Origin of the sequence: Massilia mucilaginosa (assembly GCF_011682145.1) — a bacterium.
Lineage (GTDB): Bacteria > Pseudomonadota > Gammaproteobacteria > Burkholderiales > Burkholderiaceae_D > Telluria_A > Telluria_A mucilaginosa.
Genome location: NZ_WHJH01000023.1, coordinates 16,476 through 41,656, shown reverse-complemented (window position 1 = coordinate 41,656; position 25,181 = coordinate 16,476). Strand labels below are relative to the sequence as shown.

28 protein-coding genes are annotated in these 25,181 nt (G+C 63.3%); 11 read left to right on the top strand and 17 right to left on the bottom strand.

Annotation, left to right across the window (positions count from 1 at the left end):
* Positions 1-14 precede the first annotated feature (14 nt).
* Complete coding sequence (locus tag F2P45_RS18645; protein WP_166878350.1) at positions 15-2,798, top strand: DUF4214 domain-containing protein; 2,784 nt, start codon at positions 15-17, stop codon at positions 2,796-2,798.
* A 228-nt stretch (positions 2,799-3,026) separates the two neighbouring features.
* Here F2P45_RS18645 and F2P45_RS18640 read toward each other — a convergent pair whose 3' ends face one another.
* On the bottom strand, positions 3,027-3,254 hold the full coding sequence (locus tag F2P45_RS18640) for a DUF6139 family protein (RefSeq protein WP_166878348.1): 228 nt from the start codon (positions 3,252-3,254) through the stop codon (positions 3,027-3,029).
* A gap of 256 nt (positions 3,255-3,510) precedes the next feature.
* On the opposite strand from F2P45_RS18640, the gene F2P45_RS37015 reads away from it, so the two are divergent.
* Entirely contained in the window at positions 3,511-5,544 is a 2,034-nt protein-coding gene (locus tag F2P45_RS37015) for a methyl-accepting chemotaxis protein (protein WP_166878345.1), read from the top strand.
* Positions 5,545-5,574: 30 nt separating this feature from the next.
* Here the strand turns inward: F2P45_RS37015 and F2P45_RS18630 are convergent, their stop codons facing one another.
* From F2P45_RS18630 to mltG, 10 genes are all read right to left on the bottom strand, one after another.
* Positions 5,575-5,775, bottom strand: a complete 201-nt coding sequence (locus F2P45_RS18630) for a hypothetical protein (RefSeq protein WP_166878342.1) — start codon at positions 5,773-5,775, stop codon at positions 5,575-5,577.
* 125 nt (positions 5,776-5,900) lie between these two features.
* The gene (locus tag F2P45_RS18625) at positions 5,901-6,149 is read right to left on the bottom strand and encodes a hypothetical protein (RefSeq protein WP_166878339.1); all 249 of its coding nucleotides are present in this window, start codon (positions 6,147-6,149) and stop codon (positions 5,901-5,903) included.
* A gap of 116 nt (positions 6,150-6,265) precedes the next feature.
* Complete coding sequence (locus F2P45_RS18620) at positions 6,266-7,189, bottom strand: class I SAM-dependent methyltransferase (RefSeq protein WP_166878338.1); 924 nt, start codon at positions 7,187-7,189, stop codon at positions 6,266-6,268.
* Positions 7,190-7,358: 169 nt separating this feature from the next.
* Positions 7,359-8,018, bottom strand: coding sequence for an ankyrin repeat domain-containing protein (locus F2P45_RS18615; protein ID WP_166878335.1), 660 nt, complete (start codon positions 8,016-8,018; stop codon positions 7,359-7,361).
* A gap of 76 nt (positions 8,019-8,094) precedes the next feature.
* Entirely contained in the window at positions 8,095-8,895 is an 801-nt protein-coding gene (locus F2P45_RS18610) for a TatD family hydrolase (protein ID WP_166878333.1), read from the bottom strand.
* A gap of 16 nt (positions 8,896-8,911) precedes the next feature.
* Positions 8,912-9,430: a GNAT family N-acetyltransferase gene (locus F2P45_RS18605; protein WP_166878330.1), complete on the bottom strand. Its 519-nt coding sequence runs from the start codon at positions 9,428-9,430 to the stop codon at positions 8,912-8,914.
* Between the two features lie 49 nt (positions 9,431-9,479).
* Positions 9,480-9,857, bottom strand: coding sequence for a PilZ domain-containing protein (locus F2P45_RS18600; protein ID WP_054262511.1), 378 nt, complete (start codon positions 9,855-9,857; stop codon positions 9,480-9,482).
* A gap of 10 nt (positions 9,858-9,867) precedes the next feature.
* Positions 9,868-10,902, bottom strand: coding sequence for a DNA polymerase III subunit delta' (locus tag F2P45_RS18595; protein WP_166878325.1), 1,035 nt, complete (start codon positions 10,900-10,902; stop codon positions 9,868-9,870).
* Between the two features lie 15 nt (positions 10,903-10,917).
* Positions 10,918-11,568, bottom strand: coding sequence for a dTMP kinase (gene tmk, locus F2P45_RS18590; RefSeq protein WP_166878322.1), 651 nt, complete (start codon positions 11,566-11,568; stop codon positions 10,918-10,920).
* 14 nt (positions 11,569-11,582) lie between these two features.
* Positions 11,583-12,617, bottom strand: a complete 1,035-nt coding sequence (gene mltG / locus F2P45_RS18585) for an endolytic transglycosylase MltG (RefSeq protein ID WP_166878319.1) — start codon at positions 12,615-12,617, stop codon at positions 11,583-11,585.
* A 53-nt stretch (positions 12,618-12,670) separates the two neighbouring features.
* Between mltG and ygfZ the strand changes: the two genes are divergently transcribed.
* The 6 genes from ygfZ (at position 12,671) to F2P45_RS18555 (ending at position 16,200) form a co-directional block, all read left to right on the top strand.
* Positions 12,671-13,720 (top strand): CAF17-like 4Fe-4S cluster assembly/insertion protein YgfZ, encoded by a 1,050-nt coding sequence (gene ygfZ, locus F2P45_RS18580; protein WP_166878316.1) that lies wholly within the window; start codon positions 12,671-12,673, stop codon positions 13,718-13,720.
* Positions 13,721-13,726: 6 nt separating this feature from the next.
* Complete coding sequence (locus F2P45_RS18575; protein WP_166878313.1) at positions 13,727-14,017, top strand: DUF4936 family protein; 291 nt, start codon at positions 13,727-13,729, stop codon at positions 14,015-14,017.
* Positions 14,008-14,745, top strand: coding sequence for an NRDE family protein (locus tag F2P45_RS18570; protein WP_166878310.1), 738 nt, complete (start codon positions 14,008-14,010; stop codon positions 14,743-14,745). The genes F2P45_RS18575 and F2P45_RS18570 overlap by 10 nt, the downstream gene beginning before the upstream one ends.
* An 89-nt stretch (positions 14,746-14,834) precedes the next feature.
* Positions 14,835-15,362: an Xre family toxin-antitoxin system antitoxin gene (locus F2P45_RS18565; protein ID WP_166878307.1), complete on the top strand. Its 528-nt coding sequence runs from the start codon at positions 14,835-14,837 to the stop codon at positions 15,360-15,362.
* Positions 15,359-15,814, top strand: a complete 456-nt coding sequence (locus F2P45_RS18560) for an RES family NAD+ phosphorylase (RefSeq protein ID WP_166878304.1) — start codon at positions 15,359-15,361, stop codon at positions 15,812-15,814. The genes F2P45_RS18565 and F2P45_RS18560 overlap by 4 nt, the downstream gene beginning before the upstream one ends.
* 35 nt (positions 15,815-15,849) lie before the next feature.
* Positions 15,850-16,200: a hypothetical protein gene (locus tag F2P45_RS18555; protein WP_166878301.1), complete on the top strand. Its 351-nt coding sequence runs from the start codon at positions 15,850-15,852 to the stop codon at positions 16,198-16,200.
* Between the two features lie 341 nt (positions 16,201-16,541).
* Here F2P45_RS18555 and F2P45_RS18550 read toward each other — a convergent pair whose 3' ends face one another.
* The 6 genes from F2P45_RS18550 to F2P45_RS18525 are packed head-to-tail and all read right to left on the bottom strand — an operon-like array spanning position 16,542 to position 22,648.
* The gene (locus F2P45_RS18550; protein ID WP_166878298.1) at positions 16,542-17,444 is read right to left on the bottom strand and encodes an SDR family oxidoreductase; all 903 of its coding nucleotides are present in this window, start codon (positions 17,442-17,444) and stop codon (positions 16,542-16,544) included.
* 1 nt (position 17,445) lies between these two features.
* Positions 17,446-18,447, bottom strand: coding sequence for an NADP-dependent oxidoreductase (locus tag F2P45_RS18545; RefSeq protein WP_166878296.1), 1,002 nt, complete (start codon positions 18,445-18,447; stop codon positions 17,446-17,448).
* Positions 18,444-19,226 (bottom strand): SDR family oxidoreductase, encoded by a 783-nt coding sequence (locus F2P45_RS18540; protein ID WP_166878293.1) that lies wholly within the window; start codon positions 19,224-19,226, stop codon positions 18,444-18,446. The genes F2P45_RS18545 and F2P45_RS18540 overlap by 4 nt, the downstream gene beginning before the upstream one ends.
* Positions 19,227-19,242: 16 nt before the next feature.
* The gene (locus F2P45_RS18535) at positions 19,243-19,545 is read right to left on the bottom strand and encodes a Dabb family protein (RefSeq protein ID WP_166878290.1); all 303 of its coding nucleotides are present in this window, start codon (positions 19,543-19,545) and stop codon (positions 19,243-19,245) included.
* Between the two features lie 14 nt (positions 19,546-19,559).
* A complete protein-coding gene (locus F2P45_RS18530; RefSeq protein WP_166878287.1) occupies positions 19,560-21,416 on the bottom strand; it encodes an acyl-CoA dehydrogenase in 1,857 nt (618 codons plus the stop codon).
* A 53-nt stretch (positions 21,417-21,469) separates the two neighbouring features.
* A complete protein-coding gene (locus F2P45_RS18525; RefSeq protein WP_166878284.1) occupies positions 21,470-22,648 on the bottom strand; it encodes an acetyl-CoA C-acyltransferase in 1,179 nt (392 codons plus the stop codon).
* Between the two features lie 135 nt (positions 22,649-22,783).
* Between F2P45_RS18525 and F2P45_RS18520 the strand changes: the two genes are divergently transcribed.
* The 3 genes from F2P45_RS18520 to F2P45_RS35465 all read left to right on the top strand — a co-directional run bounded on the left by F2P45_RS18520 (position 22,784) and on the right by F2P45_RS35465 (position 25,155).
* Positions 22,784-23,461, top strand: coding sequence for a DNA alkylation repair protein (locus tag F2P45_RS18520; RefSeq protein ID WP_166878281.1), 678 nt, complete (start codon positions 22,784-22,786; stop codon positions 23,459-23,461).
* A 43-nt stretch (positions 23,462-23,504) separates the two neighbouring features.
* Positions 23,505-24,671, top strand: coding sequence for an MFS transporter (locus tag F2P45_RS18515; protein WP_166878278.1), 1,167 nt, complete (start codon positions 23,505-23,507; stop codon positions 24,669-24,671).
* Positions 24,672-24,735: 64 nt separating this feature from the next.
* Positions 24,736-25,155 (top strand): hypothetical protein, encoded by a 420-nt coding sequence (locus F2P45_RS35465; protein ID WP_187367190.1) that lies wholly within the window; start codon positions 24,736-24,738, stop codon positions 25,153-25,155.
* Positions 25,156-25,181 lie beyond the last annotated feature (26 nt).

Genomic DNA, 25,181 nt, shown 5'->3' with positions numbered 1-25,181 from the left:
TACAAGGAATAACCATGGCTGCGGCAAGTGCATATACCAAAGTAGCGCAAGAACTGTACGTTTCCTATTTCGGCCGTCCGGCCGATACCAACGGGTTCATGTCGATGACGGCCGCGCTGGCCGCCGCCGCCGCGCCGACCGACACCGCCGGGCTCGACGCCGCGTACGCGTCGAACGCCGTGGTGCGCTCGCTGATCGACAGTTTCAGCAGCAGCGCGGAATCGCGCGAGCTGTACGGCACCGCCGCACCGGGCTTCGACACGGTCCGCTTCGTCAGCCAGATCTACAACAATCTGTTCGGCCGCACCCCGGACGCGGGTGGCCTTGCGTTCTGGTCCAAGGCGATCGATTCCGGTTCGCTGACCCAGGCCGCTGCCGCGCACTCGATCCTGACCGGCGCCCTGACCGCCAACAACGCCGATGCCACGCTGATCACCAAAAAGACCGCGTTCGCCAACATGTTCACCGCCGCGATGGATACACCCACCGAAATCGCCCTCTATCAGGGCGACATGGCGGCCCAATTCGGGCGCGATCTGCTCGCGCGCGTGACCGCGACCAGCGATCCCTTGAGCTATCAGACGACCATCGACGCCACCCTGGCGCAGCTTGGTTCGGCGTTCAAGCTGAGCGTGGGGAGCGATAAGCTGGACGGCACCGCCGCGGCGAATCTGTTCCTGGCCGACATCGATGGCAACAGCAACACATTTCAGACAGGCGACACCCTGGCCGGGGGCGATGGCGTCGACGCCTTGCGCACGGTGCTGCTCCCGACAGCGCTCGGCCAGGCCCCTGCGCCCACCACCAGCAGCGTCGAGCATATCCGCGTGCATGCCGCCGGCCCCACCGACGGATCCGCTCTGGTCGTACTCGACGGCGTTCGCATGAGCGGGGTGACGCGCTGGGAAAACGATTACAGCCGTGGCGACCTGACTATCCGCAATGTCAATATCCGCAACGACCAACTGCCGGAAGAAGTGACCGTCGCCATGGTCGGCAGCGCCTCCGGAGATGCCGACTTTTCCGTGTATTTCCACGCTGACGCCATGCGCGCGAGCATTCCCACGACCGGGTCGGCGACCGTGCGCCTGCAACTGATGGACACGAGCGCCAGCGTGGCCGGCGCCGCGCCACTCAAGGACAACCCGTACGATGGCTTTCGCTTCCTCTTGAACAAGGTGCCGGTGCAAATCCGTTCGGCCGCCATCGACCAGGCCCAGACCTATGAGGCTTTGTTGAGCGCCATCCGCGCCGAGATGGCCGCCACGCCGGCGCTGGAAAAACTGGTGGTCAGCCTGGGCGATCCTTTCAAGGTGTACGACACCGCCACCGGGCAGTCGGTGAACGGACGCGAGATTGTGATCGCCAATACCGGTCCGGGCAGCATTGGCGTCGCCCCCGGCGCCGGCTGGCTGCAGCCGGGCGCGGGCCTGGAAGGTACGCGCGTGCCGGGGCCGTCATCGGGCGCCATGCCGCTCATCAGCGCCACGATCGAGCTCGATAACGCCGGCCGCGGCGGCACTGGCGGCGACCTGATCGTGGGGGGCACGCCCAACTTGTCCTTGCGCATACGCTCGGGCTTCGAAGCCTTCAATATCAATGTCGAACGCACCAGTTTGCTCCAGACCATCGATTCGACCGACAGCCTGCTGCAATCGGTGACCTTCGCCAACGGCGCGATCAAGGGCGACCTGGCCGTGCGCGGCGCCCCGGGCGGCTCGCCATTGAGCGACGCCTACGGCTTGCATGATGTGCGCCAGGTCGACGCCAGCGCAATGAGCGGCAAGGTCGACCTGACGGCCGTGATCACCCCCTACTCCGCGACGAAATATCTTGCAAAGCCGGGCACCCAAACTGGCTCGGTCGACCAGCCCATCGACTTTCAGTATGCCGGCGGCAGCAACAATGACAGCGTGACCCTCGATATCTGGCATGGCGCAACCAGCAGCCGCGGCATTCGCCTGGCCGGGCAGGAAGATTTCCGCTTCGATATCAGCGGCGGGGCTGGCGACGACCTCCTGCAGGTGCGCGTGCTGCCTGCGGCCTCGGCCGACACGGCCTGGCTGATCGACCAGGACCGCAATCACAACATCAAGCTCAGTGGCGGCGATGGCAACGATACGATCATCAAGCCCGGCGCGGGCGATGCCGTCATCGACGGCGGCGCAGGCGACGACAAGCTGTACCTGATCGACGCCGCAGTCGCCGGGGGCGGCTTGCAGCAGGCCAGCGACAACCTGATCACAGGGGGCGCGGGCAACGACACGATCATGCTCAGCTTCGCGGTGAATGCGACGGCGGCGCTGACCAGCAACGATACGATGATCTTCGGGCGGCAATTCGGCACCGACAAGATTTTCAACTTCGAGGCAAGCGGTGCGGGCATCGATCACGTCGATGTCAGCGCCCTGGGTGGGCTTTTCCTGAGTAATTCGCTGATCCTGGACAAGTCGATTACCCTGGCCGCGGCCAGCAATGCAAACAACAGCGCTGCCGCGATCGGCGCACTGTTCAATGCCGATAATGCCACCGCGCAGACCCATGTGTATGGCGTGGTCAACGCGACCGGCAATGCGGCGGCCATCTATGCCATTGTCGACGCGGCCGGGGCTGGCAATGCCGTGGCGACCCTGGAAGGGACAATCGACCTGTCGAGCAACCTGATGTACCAACTGACCGCCGCCAACTTCGTCAACGCCGCGAGCGCCGGTTACAACCAGGCCGAGGGGGCGTCGAGCGCGGTGGCGGCAACGCTGGTGGGCGTCGCACCGGATGCCGACGTGCCGGGAATGAGCTAGCAGTCTGTCGGACTTGAGATCGTCGGCTGCAAAAATACCTGGGACGGTCCATATTTCGCCGCTTTCTCGGCCAATAGCTCGCTATTGGCACTGCGAAATCGTCAAAATCTGGCCTCGCCCAGCTATTTTCTCGCTTCGACTCCCCAAGTCCGACAGGCTGCTAGACGTGCCGAAGCTGGCAGGCGGCGTCCTTGACAGCGCTTGCCAGCGGGGAAATATCAGACCTGCTTAGTTCATCAGCGCAGTCACTGCATAGCCTTTTTCGGCGATCTGCTCGTTGAGATGTTCAATGGCGTAGTCGGGCAGGCGGTCGTCCTCGTCGGCGATTTCGAACGCCCTTGCCTCCACTTCCCAGTCGGTATTCGTCGCTTCATTGGGAATATTGCGATCCTGTGGAACTGCCAGGTACGAGTACTTGCCGTCGTGTTCGGCCCTGCGGTAGATATCCAAGCGCATGATGGTTTCCTATAAAGATGAAAAGACGCACCCCCGCTCCCCGTGGAAGCCGGTGTGCGTGCCTGACTGTAACCGCGCGTCCCCTCCCCGTCTGTTAAGTATTCAACATCGGGTGTCTTTTTTGTGCCAATGTATTTATCGTTCCGGTAGTTACATTGAGTGCATATTGAGATTGATCAAGCTATGATGAATTCATTGATTGCGTAGAGCAACATTGCTTGACACAGTCTTGATCCGCCCTTATGAAGGAGTTGTCATGGCTGCGCAATCGTTCCTCGGAAAACTCAAGGTGTGGCACACCTATCTGATCCTGAGCGTCATCGGGATCATGGTGGCCGGCATCCCGACCTATTTATATTTCAAGGAAGCGGCCAAGGGCTTGACGGCCTATTCGTCCGAGCAGGCAGGCATGCCCGGCGTGGCCAGCATGCTGCGCGTGATCCAGCTGACGCAGCAGCATCGCGGGCTGTCGGCGCTGGTACTGGGCGGCACCAAGGAGGCCGAAGACAAGCGCGCGGCCAAGCAGCACGAGGCCGAGGCCGCCTTTGCTGTGGTCGACAGCCTGATCGCGCGCATCAGCGACCCCGCCATCGGCATGCGCTGGTCGGAGCCGCGGCGCGAATGGGACGCCGTGCGCGCGGGCGTCGCCGGCAAGACCATGACGGTGGCGCAAAGCTATGCCGCCCACACCGCCCTGCTGGCCAAGGCGCTGAAAGTGAACGAATTGATCGGCGACTACTACGGCCTGAGCCTCGATCCGGACAAGGATTCGTATCAGTTGATCCAGGCCATGTATTATCAGTTGCCCTACCTGACGGAAGAACTGGGCCAGTTGCGCGCCAAGGGCGCCGGCCTGCTCGGAAAGAAAGAAGCCAGCCAGGAAGAACGGCAGATCATTTCATCGATGATCGGCAAGATCAATGACCGCGTGCTGCAAACCACGAATGCCTTCGGCAAGGCCGCCGCCTATAACCCGTCGATCGGCACCAGCCTGGCGCCGCTGATGAACGACGCGGTCGCCATGTCGTCCACGGTCACCGGGCTGGCCACCGAGCAGATTCTCAAGCCCGAGACGCTCGCCTACAGCCCCAGCGAGTACGTGGCCGCCGCGACGCGCGCGATCGATGCCCAGTTCGCCCTCAACAACGCGGCCAAGGCCGATCTCGACGCCATGTTCGTCGCCAAGATCGGCAACTTCCATACCGAACGCTGGACCATGCTCGGCGTCATGCTGGTGTTGCTGGGCGGCGCCGGCTGGTTCACCGTGCTCGTCACGCGCGCCGTCACGGGGCCGCTGAATAACGCCGTCGCGGTGGCGCAAAGCGTCGCCAGCGGCAATCTGGTCAACGAGTTCGATGTCGGCGCCGACAATGAAGTCGGACAAATGCTGCGCGCCCTCAAGGACATGAACGACAGCCTGCGCGGCATCGTCGGCGATGTGCGGGTCAGCATCGAGAACATCAGCGCGGCGACCCGCGATATTGCGTCGGGCAACAATGACGTGTCGTCGCGGCTCGAATCGCAGGCCTCGAACCTGGAAGAGACCGCCTCGTCCATGGAAGAACTCACCTCCACGGTCCGGCAGAACGCCGACAATGCCCATCAGGCCAACGAGCTGGTGCTGGGCGCCTCGCAGGCCGCGACCAAGGGCGCGGCGGTGGTATCGCAAGTGGTGCGCACGATGGGCGACATCAACGAGGGCTCGCGCAAGATTGTCGACATCATCTCCGTGATCGACGGCATCGCGTTCCAGACGAATATCCTGGCGCTCAATGCCGCCGTGGAAGCGGCGCGCGCCGGCGAGCAGGGCCGTGGATTCGCCGTCGTCGCCAGCGAAGTACGCAACCTGGCGCAGCGCTCCGCCTCGGCCGCCAAGGAAATCAAGGTGCTGATCAACCACAGCGTGGACCGGGTGGAAGCGGGCAACCAGCTCGCCAGCGACGCCGGCAGTGCCATGAGCGAGATCCTTAGCAGCGTGACGCGGATCACCAGCATCATGGCGGAGATCGCCGTCGCCTCGGCCGAGCAAGGGGCCGGGATCGAGCAGATCAACCATGCGGTCACCCAGATGGATGACATGACACAACAAAACGCCGCCCTGGTCGAGCAAACCGCCGCCGCGTCGAGCAGTTTGCAGGAGCAGGCGGCCACCCTGGTGCAGGCGATGAGTATTTTTACGCTTGGAAATGAAGCGGCCAAGGCCGCACAGCGGACGGGTGCGCAGGCGCGGGTTGCGGCGGCGCCGCGCCGTCTCGCCGGCGCCCGGCATCAGCACTTGAAACACGCATAACTTGGCGCGGGACGGGCGCGGCGCAGGGTCTTAGCGCCCGGGGCCGCCGCGCAGCACGCGGGCTGGCAGCATGACGATCGAACGCAGCAGTTCGAACACCGCTTCCACGCCGATGCCCAGCAGGCGGAACGGCAGCAGCACGAGCCACACCAGCGGATACAGCACGAGTGCAAGCAAGGCCAGCGGCCAGCAAAGGACCAGCACCACCAGCCACAACAGGAAACTCAACATCGTTTTCTCCTCACGGAAAAAGTTCAGGTGGGTTCACTGTAAGGCCATGGCGAATGCGCGGCAATGCGCGTGCGACCGAACGCACCATGGCGCGGGTGAAGCGCATCCAGGGCGGATTAGCGGAATTACTGGCCGACGCAGATGATCTTGGTGGCGTATTCGTGGGCGTTGGACTTCTTGTTCGTGGCCCAGTCGATCACTTCCTGGGCTTGCCCGACGGTCATGATGGTGGCTTTGTCCTTGTTCTTGATGAAGGACACGCCTTCGAACTTGCCTTCCTTGCTGCGCATGACTTTGGCGAACACGGGCGGTTTCAGCGCGTCGTCGCTGAGTTTGTTTTGCTGGACGAGGTAACGCTGGTCGATATTTTCCATATGCACTCAAAAAAACGGTCAAGCCCGCATTTTACGGGCTCGTCCGCCGCGCGGCAAATCCATCGGCGGCGATGGCGGGCCGGCGCAGGCCGCCCCCGTCCACGCGCCAGCGTTCATCAAGCGTAGACGCGCACCCGTTCGACGGCTTCCGGCGCCACGGCGTGCAGCACATCGACCCGGATCGCCGCCTCCAGCGACGGAATCGAGCCACCGGCGCGGTAATGAAAACTCACCTGCAGCACGTCGCCGGCCTTGCACTGGACACCTTGTTGCAGCGGCAAGGTCATGTAATGGTTGAGCCAGTCGATGGTGGCGTTCTCTTCGCTCACGACCGCCAGCACGTTCTTGGTGATGAAGCGCATCGCGTTAACGACACCATTCTTTTCGACCAAAAACTTGCCTTCCCACGCGATGCGGGTGTCCAGCGGCTGGCTGAAGTCGAGAATGCCGTACACCGATGGCGGCGCCAGCTCGACCGTGCCGGGATGAATCACCGTGGTTTCCTGGAACTGCACGATGGGCGCGTAAAACCCCTCGAAATCGTATTCCTGCTGCAAGGGCTGGACCGCCATGATCACCGCTTCCGGCAAGAAGCGCGGCAGCGGGCCGCCGAAGCGCGCCAGGTAGCGCCGCTTGAACGATTCGATCACTTCCACCTGTTTTTCGCGCAGCATGCCGACGTGAATCATTTCGCAGATGACGATGTCGACCGGTTCCGGCGGCAGGTATTCGAAGGCGTCGGCATGCACCACCTCGACCTTGTGACCGTTCGGGTTCATCGACATCATCTTGCGCGCTTCCTTGACCATGTCGGGATTGAATTCGACGCAGTAGACTTTTTCGGCCTTGGCGGCGGCGAACCAGGACAGCACGCCGGTACCGCCACCGAGCTCAAGCACCTTGGCGCCAGGGAAAACGGCGTAATGGATCGCCGACTTGAAACCGTGCATCCGGTTTTGGTCCATCAACATATTGTGGTGATAGTGGACAGGAATGAACTGCCCCAGATAGCAGCTTTCGATTTCGCGTTCGTTCAGCATAGTTTTCCCTTTGGATTGGCGGCCAGGCCGTCACGGCCCGGATGCCCCGCCGTTGCTTGGCTTTGATTAGTACGACGTAATCATTATCAACAACATGGACGCAATTCGATGCCGCGAGATAACTCGCTTTTCCGTGCCAGTTCGGCGCTTGCGCGCGCCGACCTGGCAATCAGAGGCCGCCCCGGTGCCCGGAAAGATGGGCGACGATGGCGTCGGCGATGCGCGGCTTGTCGGCGCGCTCGGCGATCTGGGCGGCGGTGAGGCTTTCGTTGTTCTTGAGGGTGGCGTCGGCGCCCTCCCGCATCAGCACTCTGGCGGCCGCCTCGTGGCCTTCGCGCGCGGCGATCATCAGCGGGGTGAGCTTGCTGGGTGTTTCGGCATCGATATAGGCGTGGTGTTCGAGCAGGATGCGGACGATCTCGTCGTCGCCGCTGGCGGCCGCGTAGTGCAGTGGAGTCCAGCCGGGATAGGTGACGATGGCGCCCTTGGCCAGCAGAGCCAGCACGGCGGGCTTGTTGCGCCTGAAGGCGGCCATCATCAGGGCGCGGTTGCCGTTCGGCGCGGCCAGCTCCAAGTCGATGCCGGGCTGGCTGAGCAACACATTGACGACGTCATTGGCGCCCTCGCGCAGGGCCAGGATCAGCACGCTCTGGCCGGTGACCGGGTCGACCGTGTCGGGGCTGCCGCCGTTCTTGAGCAGTTTGCGGACCATGGACGCGTTGTCCATCTGGGCGGCGACCACGAAATCGCGCACCGGCTCGGCTGCCGCACTCGCACCGGCGCCTGCAAGCGCGGCGGCCAGAAGCAAACGACTGATCAGTTCGAACATGAAGTCAGCTCCGTAAGCTGTTGAAATTATTGAGAAATAGCCGGCTTCAGAGAAACCGGATTAACTGCGCCCGCATTCAAGATTCCACTTCAACTTTGTCGCGTACCACGTTGAAAAGATTGAAGAAATTGTCGGTCGTCCGCTGCGCCACCGTGGCCAGCGGCACGTCCTTGAGCGCGGCCAGGTATTCGGCCACATGGCACACAAAACCCGGTTCGTTCATCTTGCCCCGGTGCGGCACCGGCGCCAGGTAGGGCGAGTCGGTCTCGATCAAGATCCGGTCGAGCGGCACGGCTTTGGCAACGGCCTGCAATTCCTTCGCGCTTTTGAAGGTGACGATGCCCGAGAACGAGATGTAGAAACCCATCGCGATCGCGGCCTCGGCCACTTCCAGCGATTCAGTAAAGCAATGCATCACCCCGGCCACGCCCCCCTTGTCGGTCCCCGCGCCCTCTTCCCGCATGATGCGGATGGTGTCCACGCTGGCGGCGCGGGTGTGGATAATCAATGGCTTGCGCGTGATTCTGGAAGCACGGATGTGCACCCGGAAGCGCTCGCGCTGCCACTCCAGGTCGCCCTGCAAGCGGAAATAGTCGAGACCGGTTTCGCCGATGGCGACGATTTTCGGATGCTTCGACAGTTCGACCAGCTGGTCGACGGAAGGTTCCGGCGTGTCCTCGTAATCGGGATGCACGCCGACCGAGGCGTAGATGTGCGGATATTCCTTGGCCAGGGCCAGCACCTGCGGAAAGTCCGGCAGGTCGACCGACACGCACAGGGCGTGGGTGACCTTGTTGTCGGCCATGGTGGCGAGGATCTCGGGCATGCGCGCGGCAAGCTCGGGGAAATTGATATGGCAGTGGGAGTCGATATACATCCCGCCATTGTAAAGCTTAGGCGATACGCTTGCCCAGAATGATCAGGTCGCGCTCGATGCCGTCCAGGTTGGCCACCCTCGGCAGATTGGCCCAGGTATCGAAGCCGAACTTCTTGAACAAGGCCAGGCTCGGCTGGTTATGGCCAAAAATGAAACCCAGCAAGGTGTGCACGGCGATGTGCGGCGCGTAGGCGATGGCCTGCTCCAGGCAATAGCGCCCGATGCCCTTGCCGCGCCAGTCTTCGGCGATATAGATCGACAGCTCGGCGGTGCCCGAGTAAGCCGGACGGCCGTAGAAATTGGAATACGACATCCAGCCGATCACGGCCGGGCTGGCGCTGGCGTCGTCGGCCGCATGCAGCACCCACAGCGGGCGCCGCTCGGGGTCATGGTCGTCGAACCACTGCTGGCGCGACGCCACCGACACCGGCTCGGTATCGGCCGTCACTTCGCGCGAGGCGATGGTCGAATTGTAAATGTCGACGATGACAGGCAGGTCGTCGGGACGGGCAACACGGTGAACGAAAGACGGCATACAGCGAGCGGTGACAGTCAGGTTAAAGGGCGGTAAGGCTAACAGCGTACTACAGCGTGTGCGTGGCCCGCGAGGAGCGCAGGGCCGCGCCCAGGATCTCTTCGATGCGCAACTTGGCGCGCTGGCCGGTTTCGTCGTCGGGGAAATGCACGCCGATGCCTTGCGCCTTGTTATTGTTGGCGCCAGCCGGCGTGATCCAGGCGACCTTGCCTGCGATCGGGTATTTATTGGTATCGTCCATCAACGCCAGAATCAGGTAAATCTCATCGCCGATCTTGTACGGCTTCACGGTGGGCACGAACATGCCGCCGTTGCGCAGGAAAGGCATATACGCGGCATACAGCGCCGCCTTTTCCTTGATGGCAAGCGACAGGACCGAAGGACGCGTGATTTGCGGAGCGCTTGGGTCAGTTGGGTTGCCAGACATTAAAATCCTTTCAGGTACAGCATGTAGTGTAATCAAGCAACAGGTCTTCGACAAACAATTTCGGCGACAGCGGATGGTCCGCGATCGCGCGCCGGTCGTTTGCGTTTTTCATCGCGCGCAGCAGGTTGGCCGTGTGCACTTTGCCAGCAAGCACGGCGAGTTCCTTCTGGTAACGTGGATAATACCGGATACTACCCGCTAGTTTGTAGGAAAACAGATCGTAAAGCCAGCGCTGCATCCAAGAAACCAACGTCGCCAGGGGTGCTTTGCTCAATTTTTCGGCAGTCCGCAGTGCGCCGTCGACGCTGGGATGCGCCAGGCATTGCAATAATGCTTCCAAATCTTCGCGGTTACCCGTTTCGGATTGCGCCAGCGCGGCCAGCGGCGCGCCGCCCTGCTCGCGCAGCCAGCTGTCGGCATCAAGCAGGCCCTGTTCTTTCAGCCAGGCCAGCGCGGCGCCCTGGTCGGGCATCGGGAGGGCAAACTTGCGGCAGCGCGACAGGATGGTCGGCAGCAGCCGGTCCAGGCTGTTCGACGACAGCAGGAACACCGTGCCCGGCGGCGGCTCTTCCAGGGTCTTGAGCAGGGCGTTCGAGGCCGGCATGTTGAGCGCCTCGGCCGGATACACGACCACCACCCGCAGCCCCTGGCGGTGGGTGGAAATATTCATGAAGTCGGCCAGTGCGCGGATCTGCTCGATCTTGATCTCTTTCGACGGCGCCTTGGTCGATTTCGATTTCTTGCCGCCGTCAAGCTCGGCGCCCTCCTCGCCCTCGGGCGGCTCGTCTTCCAGCGCTTCGGGCCGCACGCGGCGGTAGTCGGGATGGTTTTGCTGCGAAAACCAGCCGCAGGAGCCGCAGGTGCCGCAGGCGTGGCCGTCGGGACGCACGTTCTCGCACAGCAAGGACTGGGCAAAGGCTTCGATGAAGTCGGCTTTGCCGGTGCCGGCGGCGCCGTGGAACAGGATCGCGTGCGGCAGGCGCTCGCGCATCAGCTGCAACTGCTGCCATGCGCTCGCCTGCCAGGGATAAATTGAATTGCTCATTGCGACATTCTTGGTTTAATCAATCACTTGCAGCAGCTGGTCGAGAATGCCGCCGAGCGTGGCCTGGATCTCGGCAATCGATTTGCTGGAATCGATGACAACGATCCGTTCCGGAAACTGCGCGGCGCGGCGCAGGTATTCGTTGCGGCAGGCGGCGAAGAAATCGGTCTTTTCCTGCTCGAACTTGTCGAGGGTACGGCTGGCGTCGAGGCGCGCGCGGGCCACGTCGAGCGGCACGTCGAACAGCAAGGTCAGGTCCGGTTGCAGATGCGGGTGCACCCATTGCTCCAGCGCCTCCATCTTGGCCCGGTCCAGGCCGCGTCCGCCGCCCTGATAGGCAAAGCTGGCGTCGGTAAAGCGGTCGGAAATGACCCAGTCGCCCCGTTGCAGGCCCGGTTCGATGACCTGGGCGATGTGCTCGCGGCGGCTGGCGAACATCAGCAGCGCCTCGGTTTCGAGGTGCATTTTCTCGTGCAGGAGCAATTCGCGCAATTTTTCGCCGAGTGCTGTGCCGCCCGGTTCGCGCGAGGACACAACGCGCTTGCCCTGCGCTTCCAGGGCCGCGGCCACCCTTGCGGCGACAAACGCGATGTGGGTGGACTTGCCGGCGCCGTCGATGCCTTCAAAGCTGATGAACTTGCCTCTTGAGGCGGTACTGTCGGTCATGGAACGCAAAACGCCTATCGTTGATATTGATTCACTGCCCGGTTGTGGTCGGACAAATTGCTGGAAAACTGGCTGGTGCCATCCTTGCGCGCCACAAAATACAGGGCGTCGGTCTTGGCCGGCCCCATGGCGGCCGCCAGCGATTGCACGCCAGGCAAGGCAATCGGGGTCGGCGGCAGGCCGGTGCGCGTGTAGGTATTGTACGGCGTGTCGGTTTCGAGGTCGCGTTTGCGGATGTTGCCGGCGTATTTGTCGCCCATGCCGTAGATCACGGTCGGGTCGGTCTGCAGCATCATGCCCAGGCGCAGGCGGTTCACGAACACGCCGGCGATCATGGCGCGCTCGGACTTCTGGCCGGTTTCCTTTTCGACAATCGAGGCCATGACCAGCGCCTGGTAGGGGTTTTCGTACGGCAGGCTGGGGTCGCGCTTTTCCCAGGCGGCGCCGAGGCGGCTCATCATCAGCGCATGCGCCTGCTTGTAGATGTGCATGTCGCTCGACCCCTTGGCGAACAGATAGGTGTCCGGGAAGAACAAGCCTTCGGCCGCCTTGTAGTCGGTCGTGATTCTGGCCAGCAGCTCGGTATCGGACAGGTCGACGGTATCGTGCTTGAGGCCCTTGTTGGCGGCGACCGCCTGGCGCATCTGCTTGAAGGTCCAGCCTTCGATGATGGTCAGCGATTCCTGGGCGAACTCGCCGCGCACCAATTGGTCGAGCAGGCGGCGCGGCGAGGTGTTCGGCTTGAGCTCGTAGCTGCCGGCCTTGATCTTCGATGCCGTCTGGGTGGCGCGCGCCAGCAGCGAGAGCATGTACGGATTGACCGGCACGCCGGCGTCGGCGATTTCCTGGGCGGCTGTGACCACACTGCTGCCGGGATGGATCGTAAACGCGATCGGCTCGCCGGACGTGGTGATCGGCTCCTTGGCCCAGGTGAAGAAGTACATCGCCGCTGCGGTGCACAGCAGGAGGATCAATATGAGTAATTTTTTGAACAAGGCCGAACTCGATTCTGTAGTTTTACGCCGTGTCCGGCGCGATTTTCGCGACATCTCTATAATGAGCCCGTAATGATAAAGCTTAAATCGGGAAATATTTGGAATTTATGAACAACTGGAATGAATATCTCTCGTCGCAGGGCGCGCAACTTGCCGCCGACGGCTCCGGCCACGTGCCGGATTTGGGCCACGCGCTGACCACCGCCGAGCTGGCGGCGGGCTTTGTCGCGGCCATTACCGACCAGGGCCTGATCGCGGTGAGCGGCGACGAGGCAGCCACTTTCCTGCACAATCAGCTGACCAACGACGTTGAACATCTCGGCCTGGCGGACGTGCGCCTGGCCGGCTACTGTACGCCCAAGGGGCGCTTGCAGGCAACGTTCCTGATGTGGCGCACCAGCGACTCGGTGTTCCTCCAGCTGGCGCGCGACATCCAGCCAGCCCTGCAAAAGCGCCTGTCCATGTTCGTGCTGCGCGCCAAAGCCAAGCTCAGCGATGCTGGGGGCGGACTGGTGCTGCTGGGCATTGGCGGCGCCGCTGCCGAGGCCGCCCTGCTGCCCTTGTTCGGTGCGCTGCCGGCCAAGCCCTGGTCGCGCATCGATCATGCGCTCGGCACCCTGATCCGGGTGGCCGACGTGTTCGGCGCGGCGCGCTACCAGTGGCTGGCCACGCCCGAAGCCGCCCAGGCGGCCTGGCCGGCCTTGTCGCGCACCTTGCGCCCGGCCGGCAGCGATGCATGGCGCCTTTCCGAGATTCATGCCGGCGTGCCGCAGGTGAGCTTGCGTACGCAGGAGCAATTCGTGCCGCAGATGGTCAATTTCGAGTTGCTCGGCGGCGTCAATTTCAAGAAAGGCTGCTATCCGGGCCAGGAAATCGTTGCCCGTAGCCAGTATCTTGGCAAGCTCAAGCGCCGTACCGCGCTGGCGACGATCAACGCCCCGGCCCAGGCCGGTAACGAAGTGTTCGCCGCGGACGATCCCGACCAGCCTTGCGGCATGATCGTCAACAGCGCACCGAACGGCGCCGGTGGCGTCGATGCGCTGGTGGAAATGAAACTGGCGGCCATCGAGCAAGGGAACGTCCACCTTGGTTCGGCCAGCGGCATGCCCCTGCGCATCTTGCCGATGCCCTACGCGCTCGACGCCCTCGACCTCTAGACGGCCATGGTCGATCTGTATATTTACTACAAGGTGCGCGACGAGCACGCGGGGCAGCTTGCTCCGCGCGTGCGGGCGATGCAAGCCGGGCTGGCCGTGCAAGCGGGCGTGGCGGGCACGGTCAAGCGCCGGCCCGGCTCCGCCGACGGACGCCAGACCTGGATGGAAATCTATCTCGCTATCCCCGACGGGTTCGACGCCGCGCTGGCAGCGGCGGTTCGGCAAGCCGGACTGGATCAGTTCACCGATGGCCCGCGCCATACCGAAGTTTTCATGGATATAAGCACATGTGCCTGATTGTTTTTGCATGGCAGGTCGTTCCCGGCGTGCCCCTGATCGCCGCCGCCAACCGCGACGAATTCTACGACCTCCCGACCGCCCCGGCGGGCGTGTGGCCCGAGCATCCGAACATCTACGCCGGGCGCGACCTCAAGTTCGGCGGCAGCTGGATGGGCATCACGCAAGACGGCGCCAACGGGCCGCGCTTTGCGGCGCTGACCAATATCCGCGCGCCGCAAGAGCGGCGTACCGACGCACCGTCACGCGGGGCGCTGGTTGTCGATTTTCTGGCCGGCACGATGACGGCGGCGCAATACATCGCGCAGATTGCCGACGGCAGCGAGGCGTACAACGGCTTCAACCTGGTGCTGGGCGACCGGAACGGCATGTACTGGTTCTCGAACCGCGGCGGCGGCGATGCGCGCAATGGGCAGGCGCTCGAGCCGGGCATTTATGGCATTTCCAACAGCTTGCTCGATGCGCCGTGGCCGAAGGTGGTGCGCACCAAGGCGCAGTTCGCCAGTTTGCTGTGCCAGGGCGCACCGGAAGATGCGTACTTTGAAATGCTGGCCGACACCACGCGCGCGGCCGACATGCGCTTGCCGGATACGGGCATCGCGCTCGACCTGGAACGCGGGCTGTCGGCGGTGTGCATCGAGATTCCGGGGTACGGCACACGCACGTCTACCGTGGTCAAGCTGTATGACGATGCGCCGGCGGAACTGCACGAGCGGATGCTGGCGTGAGATCCCTGCCGGCACGCAATCAGCCGCCCAGCCACCTTGCGAGTCGGCGTTGATCGGTCTAAGCTGGACTCCTGAATGGAGAGAGCCCGATGAGCATCAGAGGATCAGGCAAGCGCCCAAGCGGCGAGAAAGTTGCTAACCCGCCGGTCGCGCTGGATTTGGAAATCGATAGCGGCGCCGCTGGCGGCAAGATGGGCCGATTGCAGCAAAACGGATTCGCCAAGCTGGTTTCCGACCTGGTGCAGGGGCAATGCCGGGGCGTCGACGCGATCCGACGTGGTTTTCCATCGACGCTCCTAAAAGACACTGCATTGTATTTTGAAGTCCCAATTGGACACATTCGTTCGCTGGCCGGTCTGAATGAATCAACCGCACATGCGCTAACAAGGCGCGGCGCGAATATGGATCCCGCATCCTCGGAACGGATCTGGCGTTTGGCGCACGTGGTAGCAATGGCACAGGATGTGTTTGAAGACGATGAGGCGGCCAAAACATGGTTGCGAAGCATCAACCGCGCTTTTGGAGATGTGGCGCCGATGGATTATCTCGATACCGAGCCAGGTGCGATGGCGGTACGTCAGGTGCTCAACGCCATCGCCACTGGCAGGGCCGCGTGAGATTCTGGCGAATTAGCCATCGAAAATACGCCCTCGACAGACTTCGTGCCGGAGCGGCTCTGTTTGGAGGCCGGTGGAATGTGATCGGCATGCCAGCGCTATATTGCGCCACCGCGGTTGCTCTCTGCGTCATTGAGAAATTCGTTCACGTTGAGCGCACGCCGCTTCCGCCATTGGCGCTGGTAGCGGTGGACGTTCCAGACCATCATACTCTATACGAACCTGGCATCGCAGCCCTGCCAGCGCGCTGGGATGATTTGCTGACCTCTGCCACAGCACAGCTATTTGGCGGAACGTGGCTGGCGTCACGCACCAACTTGGCAATGAAAGTGCCGTCGGCCATCGTCAAAGAAGAATTCAACGTCATCATCAATCCACTCCACCCGGATTACCGCGATGTTCAGCTATCGATCATCCGTCCATTCACGTTCGACAGCCGGATGTTCAAATAGACGCCGTACACTATCAAGCCTCCCCGGCACAGCTGATGTCTTCAAGTCGCAGCAACGCCATGTCGCCGCACATGATTTTGCCTTTGTCGCCCATATCCTTCTATCAAAGGTTTATCGAAGGCGAATTCGGCCTCGCAAAAACCTATTGGATGTTTGGCGTATTGGTCAATATATGCGTCAACATCATGCTGCGACAGATTGAATCTGACATAGTTGCCTACGCTGTGGGGTCGCTCTTCGTCGCCTATCTTTGTGCGCTGCTGGTCGCCCTGTGGCACGCAGGGAAGAAATACCAGGGCCCAAAATTTTGGGCTTTTCTCGCTTGCGTTATAGTTTTCATGGGCATTATCAAGACTGGTGGAGCAATGCTTGCCACAACTCATTAAGGTCACGTCGAACAAGAGTTGGGATTGAACCCGTTCGGCAGCGCGCTGTCACTGCGATGCGGCTGATCGGCATAGATACCCTTTCGCATGCCATGCAGATGGGCGATGCGCTCATCGCCGCGACGGCGTCAAAGCACGGCTTGACGGTTCTTACCGCCAACGTCAAACACTGTGGCGCCGTCGCTGGTTTGCCAGCAGAGACATTTTCTCCTTAGCGGCAACCATCAGCAGCGGCACTCATCGATGGTCTTGGTGCCGCGTGCGTCCACACATTTCTCCAGCTTGCAACAGGGCCAGCCAGTGTATCTCACAGGCCCTGTTCCATACCAAGCCGTTGGCTTTTACCCCTTCATCTTCGCCCGCAACATATCGCGGATATGCGGCGCCGCCTTGTACGGGTTGCCCGGATTGACGCCCTTGACGATCTCGTCCATTCGCTCGCCGACATTGCCGAGCGCACCCGGATGCGAGTAGATGTAAAACTGCCCGTCGCGGATGGCGTCGAAGGTAATCTGCGCCACGTCGCCGGCCGACACCTTGCCCGACTCAACGGCCTTGACGGTCATGGCCTGCGCCGCCTTCTGGCTGGCGGTCGGCCCGCCGGTCATTTTCACGTCCTCGGGCCGGTTGCGGTGCGACTGGCTGATGCCGGTCGGTACAAAGTACGGGCACAGCACGGACGCGCCGATCGGCGCTTCCACCAGCTGCAAGTCCTGGTACAAGGTTTCCGACAAGGACACCACCGCATGCTTGGAAACGTTGTACACGCCCATCGTCGGCGCATTCAGCAAGCCCGCCATCGAGGCCGTGTTGACGATATGTCCCTCGTACTGCGGATCGTCCTTCGCGCATTCGAGCATCAATTTGGTGAAGATGCGCACGCCGTGAATCACGCCCCACAGGTTCACACCCAGCACCCACTCCCAGTCGGCTTCCGAATTCTCCCAGATCAAGCCACCGGAACCCACGCCCGCGTTGTTGAACACCAAATGCACCGCGCCGTAGCGCGCCATGGCGGCGTCCGCCAGCGCCTGGACTTGCTCGCCCTTGCGCACGTCGCAGATCATGGCCAGCACCTGGGCGCCCTCGCCTTCGAGCTCGGCTTTGGTGGCGTCGAGCGCATCCTGCTGCACGTCGGCCAACACCAGCTTCATGCCCAGGCCGGCGGCACGTTTCGCGAATTCGCGGCCGAGACCGCTAGCGCCGCCGGTGATCACGGCGACTTTGTCTTGGAAGTTTTTCATGTCAGATGAGCTTTACCAGTTGTTTGCCGAAGTTGCGGCCCTTGAGCAGGCCGATGAAGGCTTCAGGAGCCGATGCGAGGTCGGGCGCCACCGTTTCGCGGTATTTGAGCTTGCCGCTTGCCACCAGTGCGCCGAGTTCGCCCAGGCCCTGCGGCCACAGCTCCATGTGCTCGCTGACGATGAAGCCGCGAATCGTCAGGCGGCTGGTCAGCATGAAGCGCATGTTGCGGATCGACACATCCTCGCCGTTGTAGCCGGCGATCATGCCGCACAGTGCCACCCGGCCGAACGCATTCATGCGCGGCAATGCAGCGTCGAAGCCGGCCCCGCCCACGTTCTCGAATATGGCGTCGATGCCGTCCGGCGTGGCGGCCGCCAGGTCGTCGACCAGATTGCCAGCCTTGTAGTCGATGCAGGCGTCGAAGCCCAGTTCGTCGACAACGTAAGCGCATTTTTCCGGCCCGCCGGCGATCCCGACCGCGCGGCAGCCTTTCAACTTGGCCAGCTGGCCCACCGCGCTGCCGACCGCGCCGCTGGCGGCCGATACCAGGATGGTCTCGCCTTCCTTCGGCATCATGATCTGGTTCAGGCCGTACCAGGCGGTCATGCCCGGCATGCCGGCCACACCGAGGTAGGCGGACAGCGGGATATGCGTGGTGTCGACCTTGCGCAACAGCGCACCGTCGGACACGCCCATTTCGGCCCAGCCGAGCATGCCGACCACCATGTCGCCGGCGGCAAATTTGGGGTGCTTCGAGGCCACCACTTCGCCGGCGGTGCCGCCGATCATGGTGTCGTCGATCGCTTGCGAGGCCGCGTAGCTCTTCGCTTCACTCATGCGCCCGCGCATGTACGGGTCGAGCGAGAGATAATGGTTGCGCACCAGAACCTGGCCATCGGCCAGGTCCGGCACTTGCGCGCTGTCGACGCGGAAGTTTTCTGGCTGGACTTCACCGCGCGGACGCGACGCCAGGACCACGCGCTGGTAGGTGGCGGCCGTCATACCGCGGATACTCCGCCGTCCACCGCCAGGGTCTGGCCGGTGATGTGCTTGCCCGCATCGGACGCGAACAGCAAGGTTGCCCCTTTCAGATCTTCATCGTCGCCGATGCGGCCGAGCGGCGCATCCTTGGCCAGCGCTTCGGCACCGAAGCTTTCCAGCACGCCCTTGGTCATCTTGGACGGAAAAAATCCCGGGGCGATGGCGTTGACGGTGATGCCGTACGCGCCCCACTCGCCCGCCAGGGTGCGGGTAAAGTTGATCACCGCGCCCTTGGAGGTGTTGTAGGCGATGGTTTTCATGGTCCCCGGCGCGTTGCCCGCCAGGCCGGCGATGGACGCGATATTGACGATGCGGCCGTACTTGCGCGGAATCATCGATGCCTTGCCGACCGCCTGGCTCACCAGGAAGATGCTGCGGATGTTCAGGTTCATGACCTTGTCCCAGGCCTCGACCGGATAGTCCTCGGCCGCCGCGCCCCAGCTGGCGCCGGCGTTGTTGATCAAGATGTCGATGTGGCCGAGGCGCTTCATCGCTTCGTCGACCAGCGGCTGGATATGCGCTTCCTGCGCCAGGTCGGCGGCGATCGCGCTGGCGTCGATGCCGCGCTCTTTCAGGTGGGCGACAGCTTCGTCCAGGTCAGCCTGCTTGCGCGAGGAAATGACGATTTTGGCGCCCTGCTCGCCCAGCGCTTCGGCCATTTGCAGGCCCAGCCCGCGCGAGCCGCCGGTAATCAGTGCCGTCTTGCCGGCGAGAGAGAATAGTTCTTGCGTAGTGCGCATCGGGAATCCTTGTTCTTCAGATGTTGTAGTCCATGCATTGGCGTTCGTCGCGAATGGCGCCAAAGAATGGTTTGAGTGCGTGGTGGGTCGGATGCTCGCCGTAAGCCTTCAACGCTTCCTTGTCGGCGAACTCCGAGTACAGCACCACGTCGTAGCTTGCTTCCAGGCCCGGCTGGGCCAGCGCGACGTCGAAGGCGAACATGCCCGGCACGATATTCTTGCAGGCGTCGAGCTGCTCTTTCATCTTGCGCGCGTTGGTGGCGCGGTCGGCGCCTTCGGCAAATGCTTTCAGCTTCCACATGACGATGTGTTTGATCATTGTTGAATCGGTCCTCAGAACCACGCATCCTGCATGTCGAGCGTGGTGGTGTCGATGCTGGCCAGCAGGTCCAGCTGCTGCTGGACCTTGGGCAGTTCCCAGTTGAAGAAATAGCGGTTCGCTTGCAGCTTGCCATGGTAAAAGTTGCTGTCATCCACAGACGGCGACGCCGCCAGCGCATGGGTGGCCACCAGCGCCTGTTCCAGCCAGATCCAGGCGAGCACGGTGTGCCCGACCGCTTCCAGGTACAGGCTGGCGTTGGCGAGCGTCTTGTTCATGTCGCCCGCCGCGTACAGCGTTTTGGTGACGCTGGCGACGCGCTGCCATTCTTCTTCGAGCAAGTCAGCGTTGGCGTGCAGGTCGACCGGCACGTCGGCCGCGCGCACCTTGGCAATCGTCGCGGCAATTTCGCCGCCGATGGCCTTGAACAGCGCGCCATCCTGGATCGAGGCCTTGCGTCCGAGCAGGTCGAGCCCGTGGATGCCGTGCGTGCCCTCGTGGATGGCATTGAGGCGGTTGTCGCGGTAGAACTGTTCGACGTTGTACTCACGCGTGTAGCCGTAGCCGCCATGCACCTGGATCGCCAGGCTGTTCGCTTCCACGCACCATTGCGACGGCCACGACTTGGTGATCGGCGTGAGGAAGTCGAGCAGGCGCCCGGCGTGGGCGCGTGCTTCCGGGTCGGGCGCGGTGCGCTGCTCGTCGACCAGGCGGGCCGAATACAGCACCAGCGCCATGGCGCCTTCGGCGTAAGCTTTCTGGGCCAGCAGCATGCGCCGCACATCGGTGTGCTCGATGATGGGCAGTTGCGGCTTGACCGGGTCTTTTTCGGCCGGATGGCGCCCTTGCGGCCGGCTGCGCGCGTAGTCGAGCGCATGCAGGTAGCCGGTCACGCCCAGCACGGCGGCGCCGAGCCCGACGCCGATGCGCGCTTCGTTCATCATGTGGAACATATTGGCCAGGCCCTGGTGCGGCTGGCCGACCAGGTAGCCCACCGCGCCAGCCTTGCCGAGCGGCTTGAAGCGGCCTTCGCCGAAGTTGAGCAGGCAGTTGGTGGTGCCGCGGTTGCCCATCTTGTGGTTCAGGCCGGCCAGTACGACGTCGTTGCGCTCGCCCGGCTCGCCATCGTCGCCCACCAGGAACTTGGGCACGATGAACAGGGAGATGCCCTTGACGCCGGGAATCAGGCGGCCGTCAGGCCCGGGAATCTTGGCCAGAACGAGATGAACGATATTGCCTGCGAGGTCATGTTCGCCGGCGGAAATCCACATCTTGTTGCCGGCAAGGCGGTACTGGCGCTCGCCGTCGGGGCCCTCGACCGGGTCCGGCTCGGCGCGGGTGCTGATGTCGGACAGGCTGGAGCCGGCTTGCGGCTCCGACAGGCACATGGTGCCGAAGAATTTGCCGGCGTACAAAGGCCGCACGAAACGCTCGATCTGCTGCGGCGTGGCGGTTTTCAGCAAGGTGTTGGCGTTGCCTATGGTCAGGAAAATGTAGGCCGAGGTGGCCACATTGGCCGCCGTGAAATAGGCGCTGACGCATTTTTCGAGCACGCATGGCAGTTGCATGCCGTCGAACTCGTAGTCTTGCCCCGCTGCCATCAGGCCGGCGGCGGAAAAGGCGTCGAGCGCGGTTTTTACTTCGGGAATGATCGTCACGCTGGTGCCGTCGAAATGCGGCTCGTGCTGATCGTTCTTTTTGTTATGCGGCGCGAACAGGTCGGTGGCGATCTGTTCGGCGGTATCGATGGCCGCGTTGAAGGTTTCGCGGCTGTGGTCGGCAAAGCGCGGACGCGCGGTGAGCGCCTCCACGTCCAGCCATTCATACAGCAGGAAGTCGAGGTCGCGGCGCGACAGTATCTTGGATTGCATTAGCGTCCCGAGTTGGATGCGGGGCTGCGCCGGAGCGCGCGCCCCGGCGTGGATCAGACGACTTCGAACAGGCCGGCAGCGCCCTGGCCGCCACCGATGCACATGGTGGCGACGACGTATTTGACGCCACGGCGTTTGCCTTCGATGAGGGCGTGCCCGACCAGGCGGGCGCCGGAGACGCCGTACGGGTGGCCGACGGCAATCGCGCCGCCGTTGACGTTCAGGCGGTCCATCGGGATGCCGAGGCGGTCGGCGCAATACAGTACCTGGACCGCGAACGCTTCGTTCAGTTCCCACAGGCCGATGTCGGCAACCGAGAGGCCGGCCTTTTTCAGCAGCTTGGGAATCGCAAACACCGGGCCGATCCCCATCTCGTCCGGCTCGCAACCGGCCACGGCGAAGCCGCGGAAGATGCCGAGCGGCTGCAGTCCGCGCGATTGCGCCACGTTGCTGCTCATCAGGATGGCAACCGACGCGCCATCCGAAAACTGGCTGGCGTTACCGGCCGAAATGACGCCGCCCGGTACCGCGCTGCGGATCTTGGAGACGGCTTCGAGCGTGGTGTCGGCACGGATGCCTTCGTCCGCGCTGATGGTCACTTCGCGCGTGACCAGCATGCCCGAGGCTTTGTCGGCCACGCCCATGGTGGTGGTCATCGGCACGATTTCGGCGTTGAACAGGCCGGCCGCCTGGGCATTGGCGGCGCGCTGCTGGCTCTGCACGCCGTATTCATCCTGGCGGTCGCGGCCGATGTTGTAGCGCTTGGCGACGGTTTCGGCCGTTTGCAGCATGGGCCAGTAGATCTCCGGCTTGTGTTCCTTGAGCCATGGATCGGCCAGCATGTGCTGGTTCATTTCCTGCTGCACGCAAGAAATCGACTCGACCCCGCCGGCGGCGTAGATATCGCCCTCGCCGGCAATGATGCGCTGCGCCGCGAGCGCAATGGTTTGCAGGCCCGACGAGCAGAAACGGTTGACCGTCATGCCGGCCGTGGACACCGGGCAGCCGCCGCGCAAGGCGATCTGGCGCGCGATGTTGGCGCCCGTGGCGCCTTCGGGATTGGCACAGCCGATGATGACATCTTCGACCTCGCCCGGCTCGATACCGGCGCGGGCAATGGCGGCCTGCAGCACATGGCCGCCGAGAGTGGCGCCGTGCGTCATGTTGAACGCACCTTTCCACGATTTGGCCAGGCCGGTGCGGGCGGTCGATACGATGACGGCATCTATCATTTGTGTCTCCTGAGTTGGATTAGTATGCGCAATGCGCTGTGTTGATCGCTACGAGAATAGCACATTTTAGTACGGTCGTTCGCAAAATTATTCATTGCAATCGTGCCCCTTGCCGAGACCAGGAAAAAGCTGACCATGAGCATTGCAGAACAAGTGAAAACGGCCCTCGCCCCGTTGGCCGATGCGGCCCGGGCGGCGCGCATGAGCGCCTACATGCGCGAGCAGTTCGCGTTCCACGGCATTCACACGCCGGCCCGGCGCGCGGCGCTCAAGCCGCTCGTGCGCAGCCTCAAGGGCGCGGACGCCGGGGTGCTGCTCGATGCCGCCGCCGAACTGTGGCGGGCGCCGCAGCGCGAGTGCCAGTACGCCGCCATCGACCTGCTCGCCACGCACGTCAAGCAACTCGATGGCGCGCACATCGGCGCGCTGCTCGCGCTGGCGCGCCAGGCGGCGTGGTGGGATACGGTCGATGCGCTGGCGGTGGTCGTCGGCACGGTGGTACGCGCGGACCGCCCGCTGCGCCAGCCGCGCATGGACGAGGCCGTACGCCACGCGGACTTGTGGACGCGCCGCGTGGCCATGCTGCATCAACTTGGCTGGCGCGCCGATACCGACCTGGCGCGCCTGTTCGGCTACGCCGGGCAGCTGGCGCATGAGGAGGACTTTTTCATCCGCAAGGCCATCGGCTGGGGCTTGCGCGACTATGCCCATCACGATCCCGAGGCGGTGCGCGCTTTTCTTCTGGCCCGGGGCGCCACCTTGTCCGCCCTGACCCGGCGCGAGGCGGGCAAGCATCTGAATATGCCGGGATGAAATGATGATAATCTTGCCTTTCTGAAAATTCTTTCCGTAAGCCATGAGCCAACAACGCCGTCTCGCCATGCCACTTGCCGCGCTGACAGCCGTCGGCATGCTGGCATCGGACCTGTACCTTCCCGCGCTACCAAGCATGCAGGCGCAGCTCAATGCCACGATGAGCGCCGGGCAAGGCACGATGGCGATTTTCATGCTGGCGCTGGCCTTCTCGCAGTTCGCATGGGGCGTTCTGGCCGACCGTTACGGCGACTTGCGCGCGATCATGGCCGGCACCATCCTGCTGGGCGCCGGCAGCGTGCTGTGCGGGCTGGCGCCGGATATGCCGGGCTTGCTGATCGGACGCCTGATCCAGGGCCTGGGCGCCGGCGCGGCGACCGTGGCGGTGCCTGCGTTGATCCGGCGCCGCTTTTCCGAAGCTGACAGCGTGGCGGCGATGGCGCTGGTGGCCACCGTCGAGTCGACCGTGCCGGCCATCGGGCCGGTGCTGGGCGCGGCCATCGTGCTGCACCTGGACTGGCGCGTCTCGTTTTACCTGATTGCGGCCGTTGCCGTGGGCTTGCTGCCGCTGGTGTCGCGCATTGTCGGGCCCGGCGCTTGCGGCGCGCAGGCCGCCATGGCGCCGGGCCCGGCCGGAACCTGGATCAATTCGGGTTTCGTGCGGCATGCGCTCAGCTACGCGGCCATGTTCGGGGCGCTGCTGATGGTCGTGGCCAGCGCGCCGCATCTGGTCACGGCCTGGATCGGCACCGGCGTGGGCGGATTTGCGCTGCTGCAGCTGTGCGGGGTTGGCGCCTTCATGGTGGCGGCCACGGGCGGGGCGAAACTGGTCGGGCGCTACGGCGTCGGGCGCGCCATGCTGATCGGGGCGGGCCTGCAATTGCTGGCGGCGGCCATGATGCTGGCGCAGGCGTTTGCCGACCTGCGTTCGCTGGCGGCACTGATCGCCGCGTGGGCCGTGTTTTGCGGCGGGCTGGGCCTGCGCGGGCCGTCGCTGATGTCGCGCGCGCTGTCGCTGGCCGCGGGCAATCCCGGCAAGGGGGCTGGCGTGGTCATGACGGCGGCGTTCGGGATGACCGCGCTGGCCACGATGGCGGTCGCGCCGTTTTTGACGGGCGGCTTGCTGCCGGTGGCGCTCGGCGTGACGATCCTTGTTCTGTCGAGCATTCTGTTGCTGATCGGTGGCACAGGCAGCCCGCAAACCGGATGAAACGCCAATCAAGGCAGGGCGAGCCGGACCGGGCAAGAGGAAGGCGGCGTGCTTCCGGCCCGTCGTGCGCGAACAGGATGATCTGCTTCCTGTACTACCCCAGCCGGGCGGCCAAGCACGTCGACACGGCGCTTGGCCGGCAGCGCCCGCCCGGTTCGAATCGAAGCTCGCGCAGGAGCGGCTGGACTTCCTGTTCGGGGCGGCGGCTGAAACCGCTACGCTTGAGGGAACGCTCAAGGGACTACTTGGCGATAACGAAGCGGGCGCCAATGTTCCGGTCATTGACCTGAGCGGCGTGCCCTTCGACGTGCTAAGCATGACGGTCTCTCTCATTTCCTCAGTGGCCCATTTTGGTATTAATTTCCTCCAGTTTGGCATGCATATATCCGGTTATTGGTGTTATATTGGTATACCGATCTTGCACATAAAACATCGGAATTGCCGGGTAAACCGATTCCGCCATCACCGCGCGGGCACGGAGTGACGCGCGGCACACGGATCGACCAGGTT

Excerpts from the sequence above, each read along its gene's own strand:
- F2P45_RS18645 (WP_166878350.1), top strand. The coding sequence starts at position 15 with ATGGCTGCGGCAAGTGCATATACCAAAGTAGCGCAAGAACTGTACGTT.
- F2P45_RS18640 (WP_166878348.1), bottom strand. The coding sequence starts at position 3,254 with ATGCGCTTGGATATCTACCGCAGGGCCGAACACGACGGCAAGTACTCG.
- F2P45_RS37015 (WP_166878345.1), top strand. The coding sequence starts at position 3,511 with ATGGCTGCGCAATCGTTCCTCGGAAAACTCAAGGTGTGGCACACCTAT.
- F2P45_RS18630 (WP_166878342.1), bottom strand. The coding sequence starts at position 5,775 with ATGTTGAGTTTCCTGTTGTGGCTGGTGGTGCTGGTCCTTTGCTGGCCG.
- F2P45_RS18625 (WP_166878339.1), bottom strand. The coding sequence starts at position 6,149 with ATGGAAAATATCGACCAGCGTTACCTCGTCCAGCAAAACAAACTCAGC.
- F2P45_RS18620 (WP_166878338.1), bottom strand. The coding sequence starts at position 7,189 with ATGCTGAACGAACGCGAAATCGAAAGCTGCTATCTGGGGCAGTTCATT.
- F2P45_RS18615 (WP_166878335.1), bottom strand. The coding sequence starts at position 8,018 with ATGTTCGAACTGATCAGTCGTTTGCTTCTGGCCGCCGCGCTTGCAGGC.
- F2P45_RS18610 (WP_166878333.1), bottom strand. The coding sequence starts at position 8,895 with ATGTATATCGACTCCCACTGCCATATCAATTTCCCCGAGCTTGCCGCG.
- F2P45_RS18605 (WP_166878330.1), bottom strand. The coding sequence starts at position 9,430 with ATGCCGTCTTTCGTTCACCGTGTTGCCCGTCCCGACGACCTGCCTGTC.
- F2P45_RS18600 (WP_054262511.1), bottom strand. The coding sequence starts at position 9,857 with ATGTCTGGCAACCCAACTGACCCAAGCGCTCCGCAAATCACGCGTCCT.
- F2P45_RS18595 (WP_166878325.1), bottom strand. The coding sequence starts at position 10,902 with ATGAGCAATTCAATTTATCCCTGGCAGGCGAGCGCATGGCAGCAGTTG.
- tmk (WP_166878322.1), bottom strand. The coding sequence starts at position 11,568 with ATGACCGACAGTACCGCCTCAAGAGGCAAGTTCATCAGCTTTGAAGGC.
- mltG (WP_166878319.1), bottom strand. The coding sequence starts at position 12,617 with ATGTCGCGAAAATCGCGCCGGACACGGCGTAAAACTACAGAATCGAGT.
- ygfZ (WP_166878316.1), top strand. The coding sequence starts at position 12,671 with ATGAACAACTGGAATGAATATCTCTCGTCGCAGGGCGCGCAACTTGCC.
- F2P45_RS18575 (WP_166878313.1), top strand. The coding sequence starts at position 13,727 with ATGGTCGATCTGTATATTTACTACAAGGTGCGCGACGAGCACGCGGGG.
- F2P45_RS18570 (WP_166878310.1), top strand. The coding sequence starts at position 14,008 with ATGTGCCTGATTGTTTTTGCATGGCAGGTCGTTCCCGGCGTGCCCCTG.
- F2P45_RS18565 (WP_166878307.1), top strand. The coding sequence starts at position 14,835 with ATGAGCATCAGAGGATCAGGCAAGCGCCCAAGCGGCGAGAAAGTTGCT.
- F2P45_RS18555 (WP_166878301.1), top strand. The coding sequence starts at position 15,850 with ATGTCTTCAAGTCGCAGCAACGCCATGTCGCCGCACATGATTTTGCCT.
- F2P45_RS18550 (WP_166878298.1), bottom strand. The coding sequence starts at position 17,444 with ATGAAAAACTTCCAAGACAAAGTCGCCGTGATCACCGGCGGCGCTAGC.
- F2P45_RS18545 (WP_166878296.1), bottom strand. The coding sequence starts at position 18,447 with ATGACGGCCGCCACCTACCAGCGCGTGGTCCTGGCGTCGCGTCCGCGC.
- F2P45_RS18540 (WP_166878293.1), bottom strand. The coding sequence starts at position 19,226 with ATGCGCACTACGCAAGAACTATTCTCTCTCGCCGGCAAGACGGCACTG.
- F2P45_RS18535 (WP_166878290.1), bottom strand. The coding sequence starts at position 19,545 with ATGATCAAACACATCGTCATGTGGAAGCTGAAAGCATTTGCCGAAGGC.
- F2P45_RS18530 (WP_166878287.1), bottom strand. The coding sequence starts at position 21,416 with ATGCAATCCAAGATACTGTCGCGCCGCGACCTCGACTTCCTGCTGTAT.
- F2P45_RS18525 (WP_166878284.1), bottom strand. The coding sequence starts at position 22,648 with ATGATAGATGCCGTCATCGTATCGACCGCCCGCACCGGCCTGGCCAAA.
- F2P45_RS18520 (WP_166878281.1), top strand. The coding sequence starts at position 22,784 with ATGAGCATTGCAGAACAAGTGAAAACGGCCCTCGCCCCGTTGGCCGAT.
- F2P45_RS18515 (WP_166878278.1), top strand. The coding sequence starts at position 23,505 with ATGAGCCAACAACGCCGTCTCGCCATGCCACTTGCCGCGCTGACAGCC.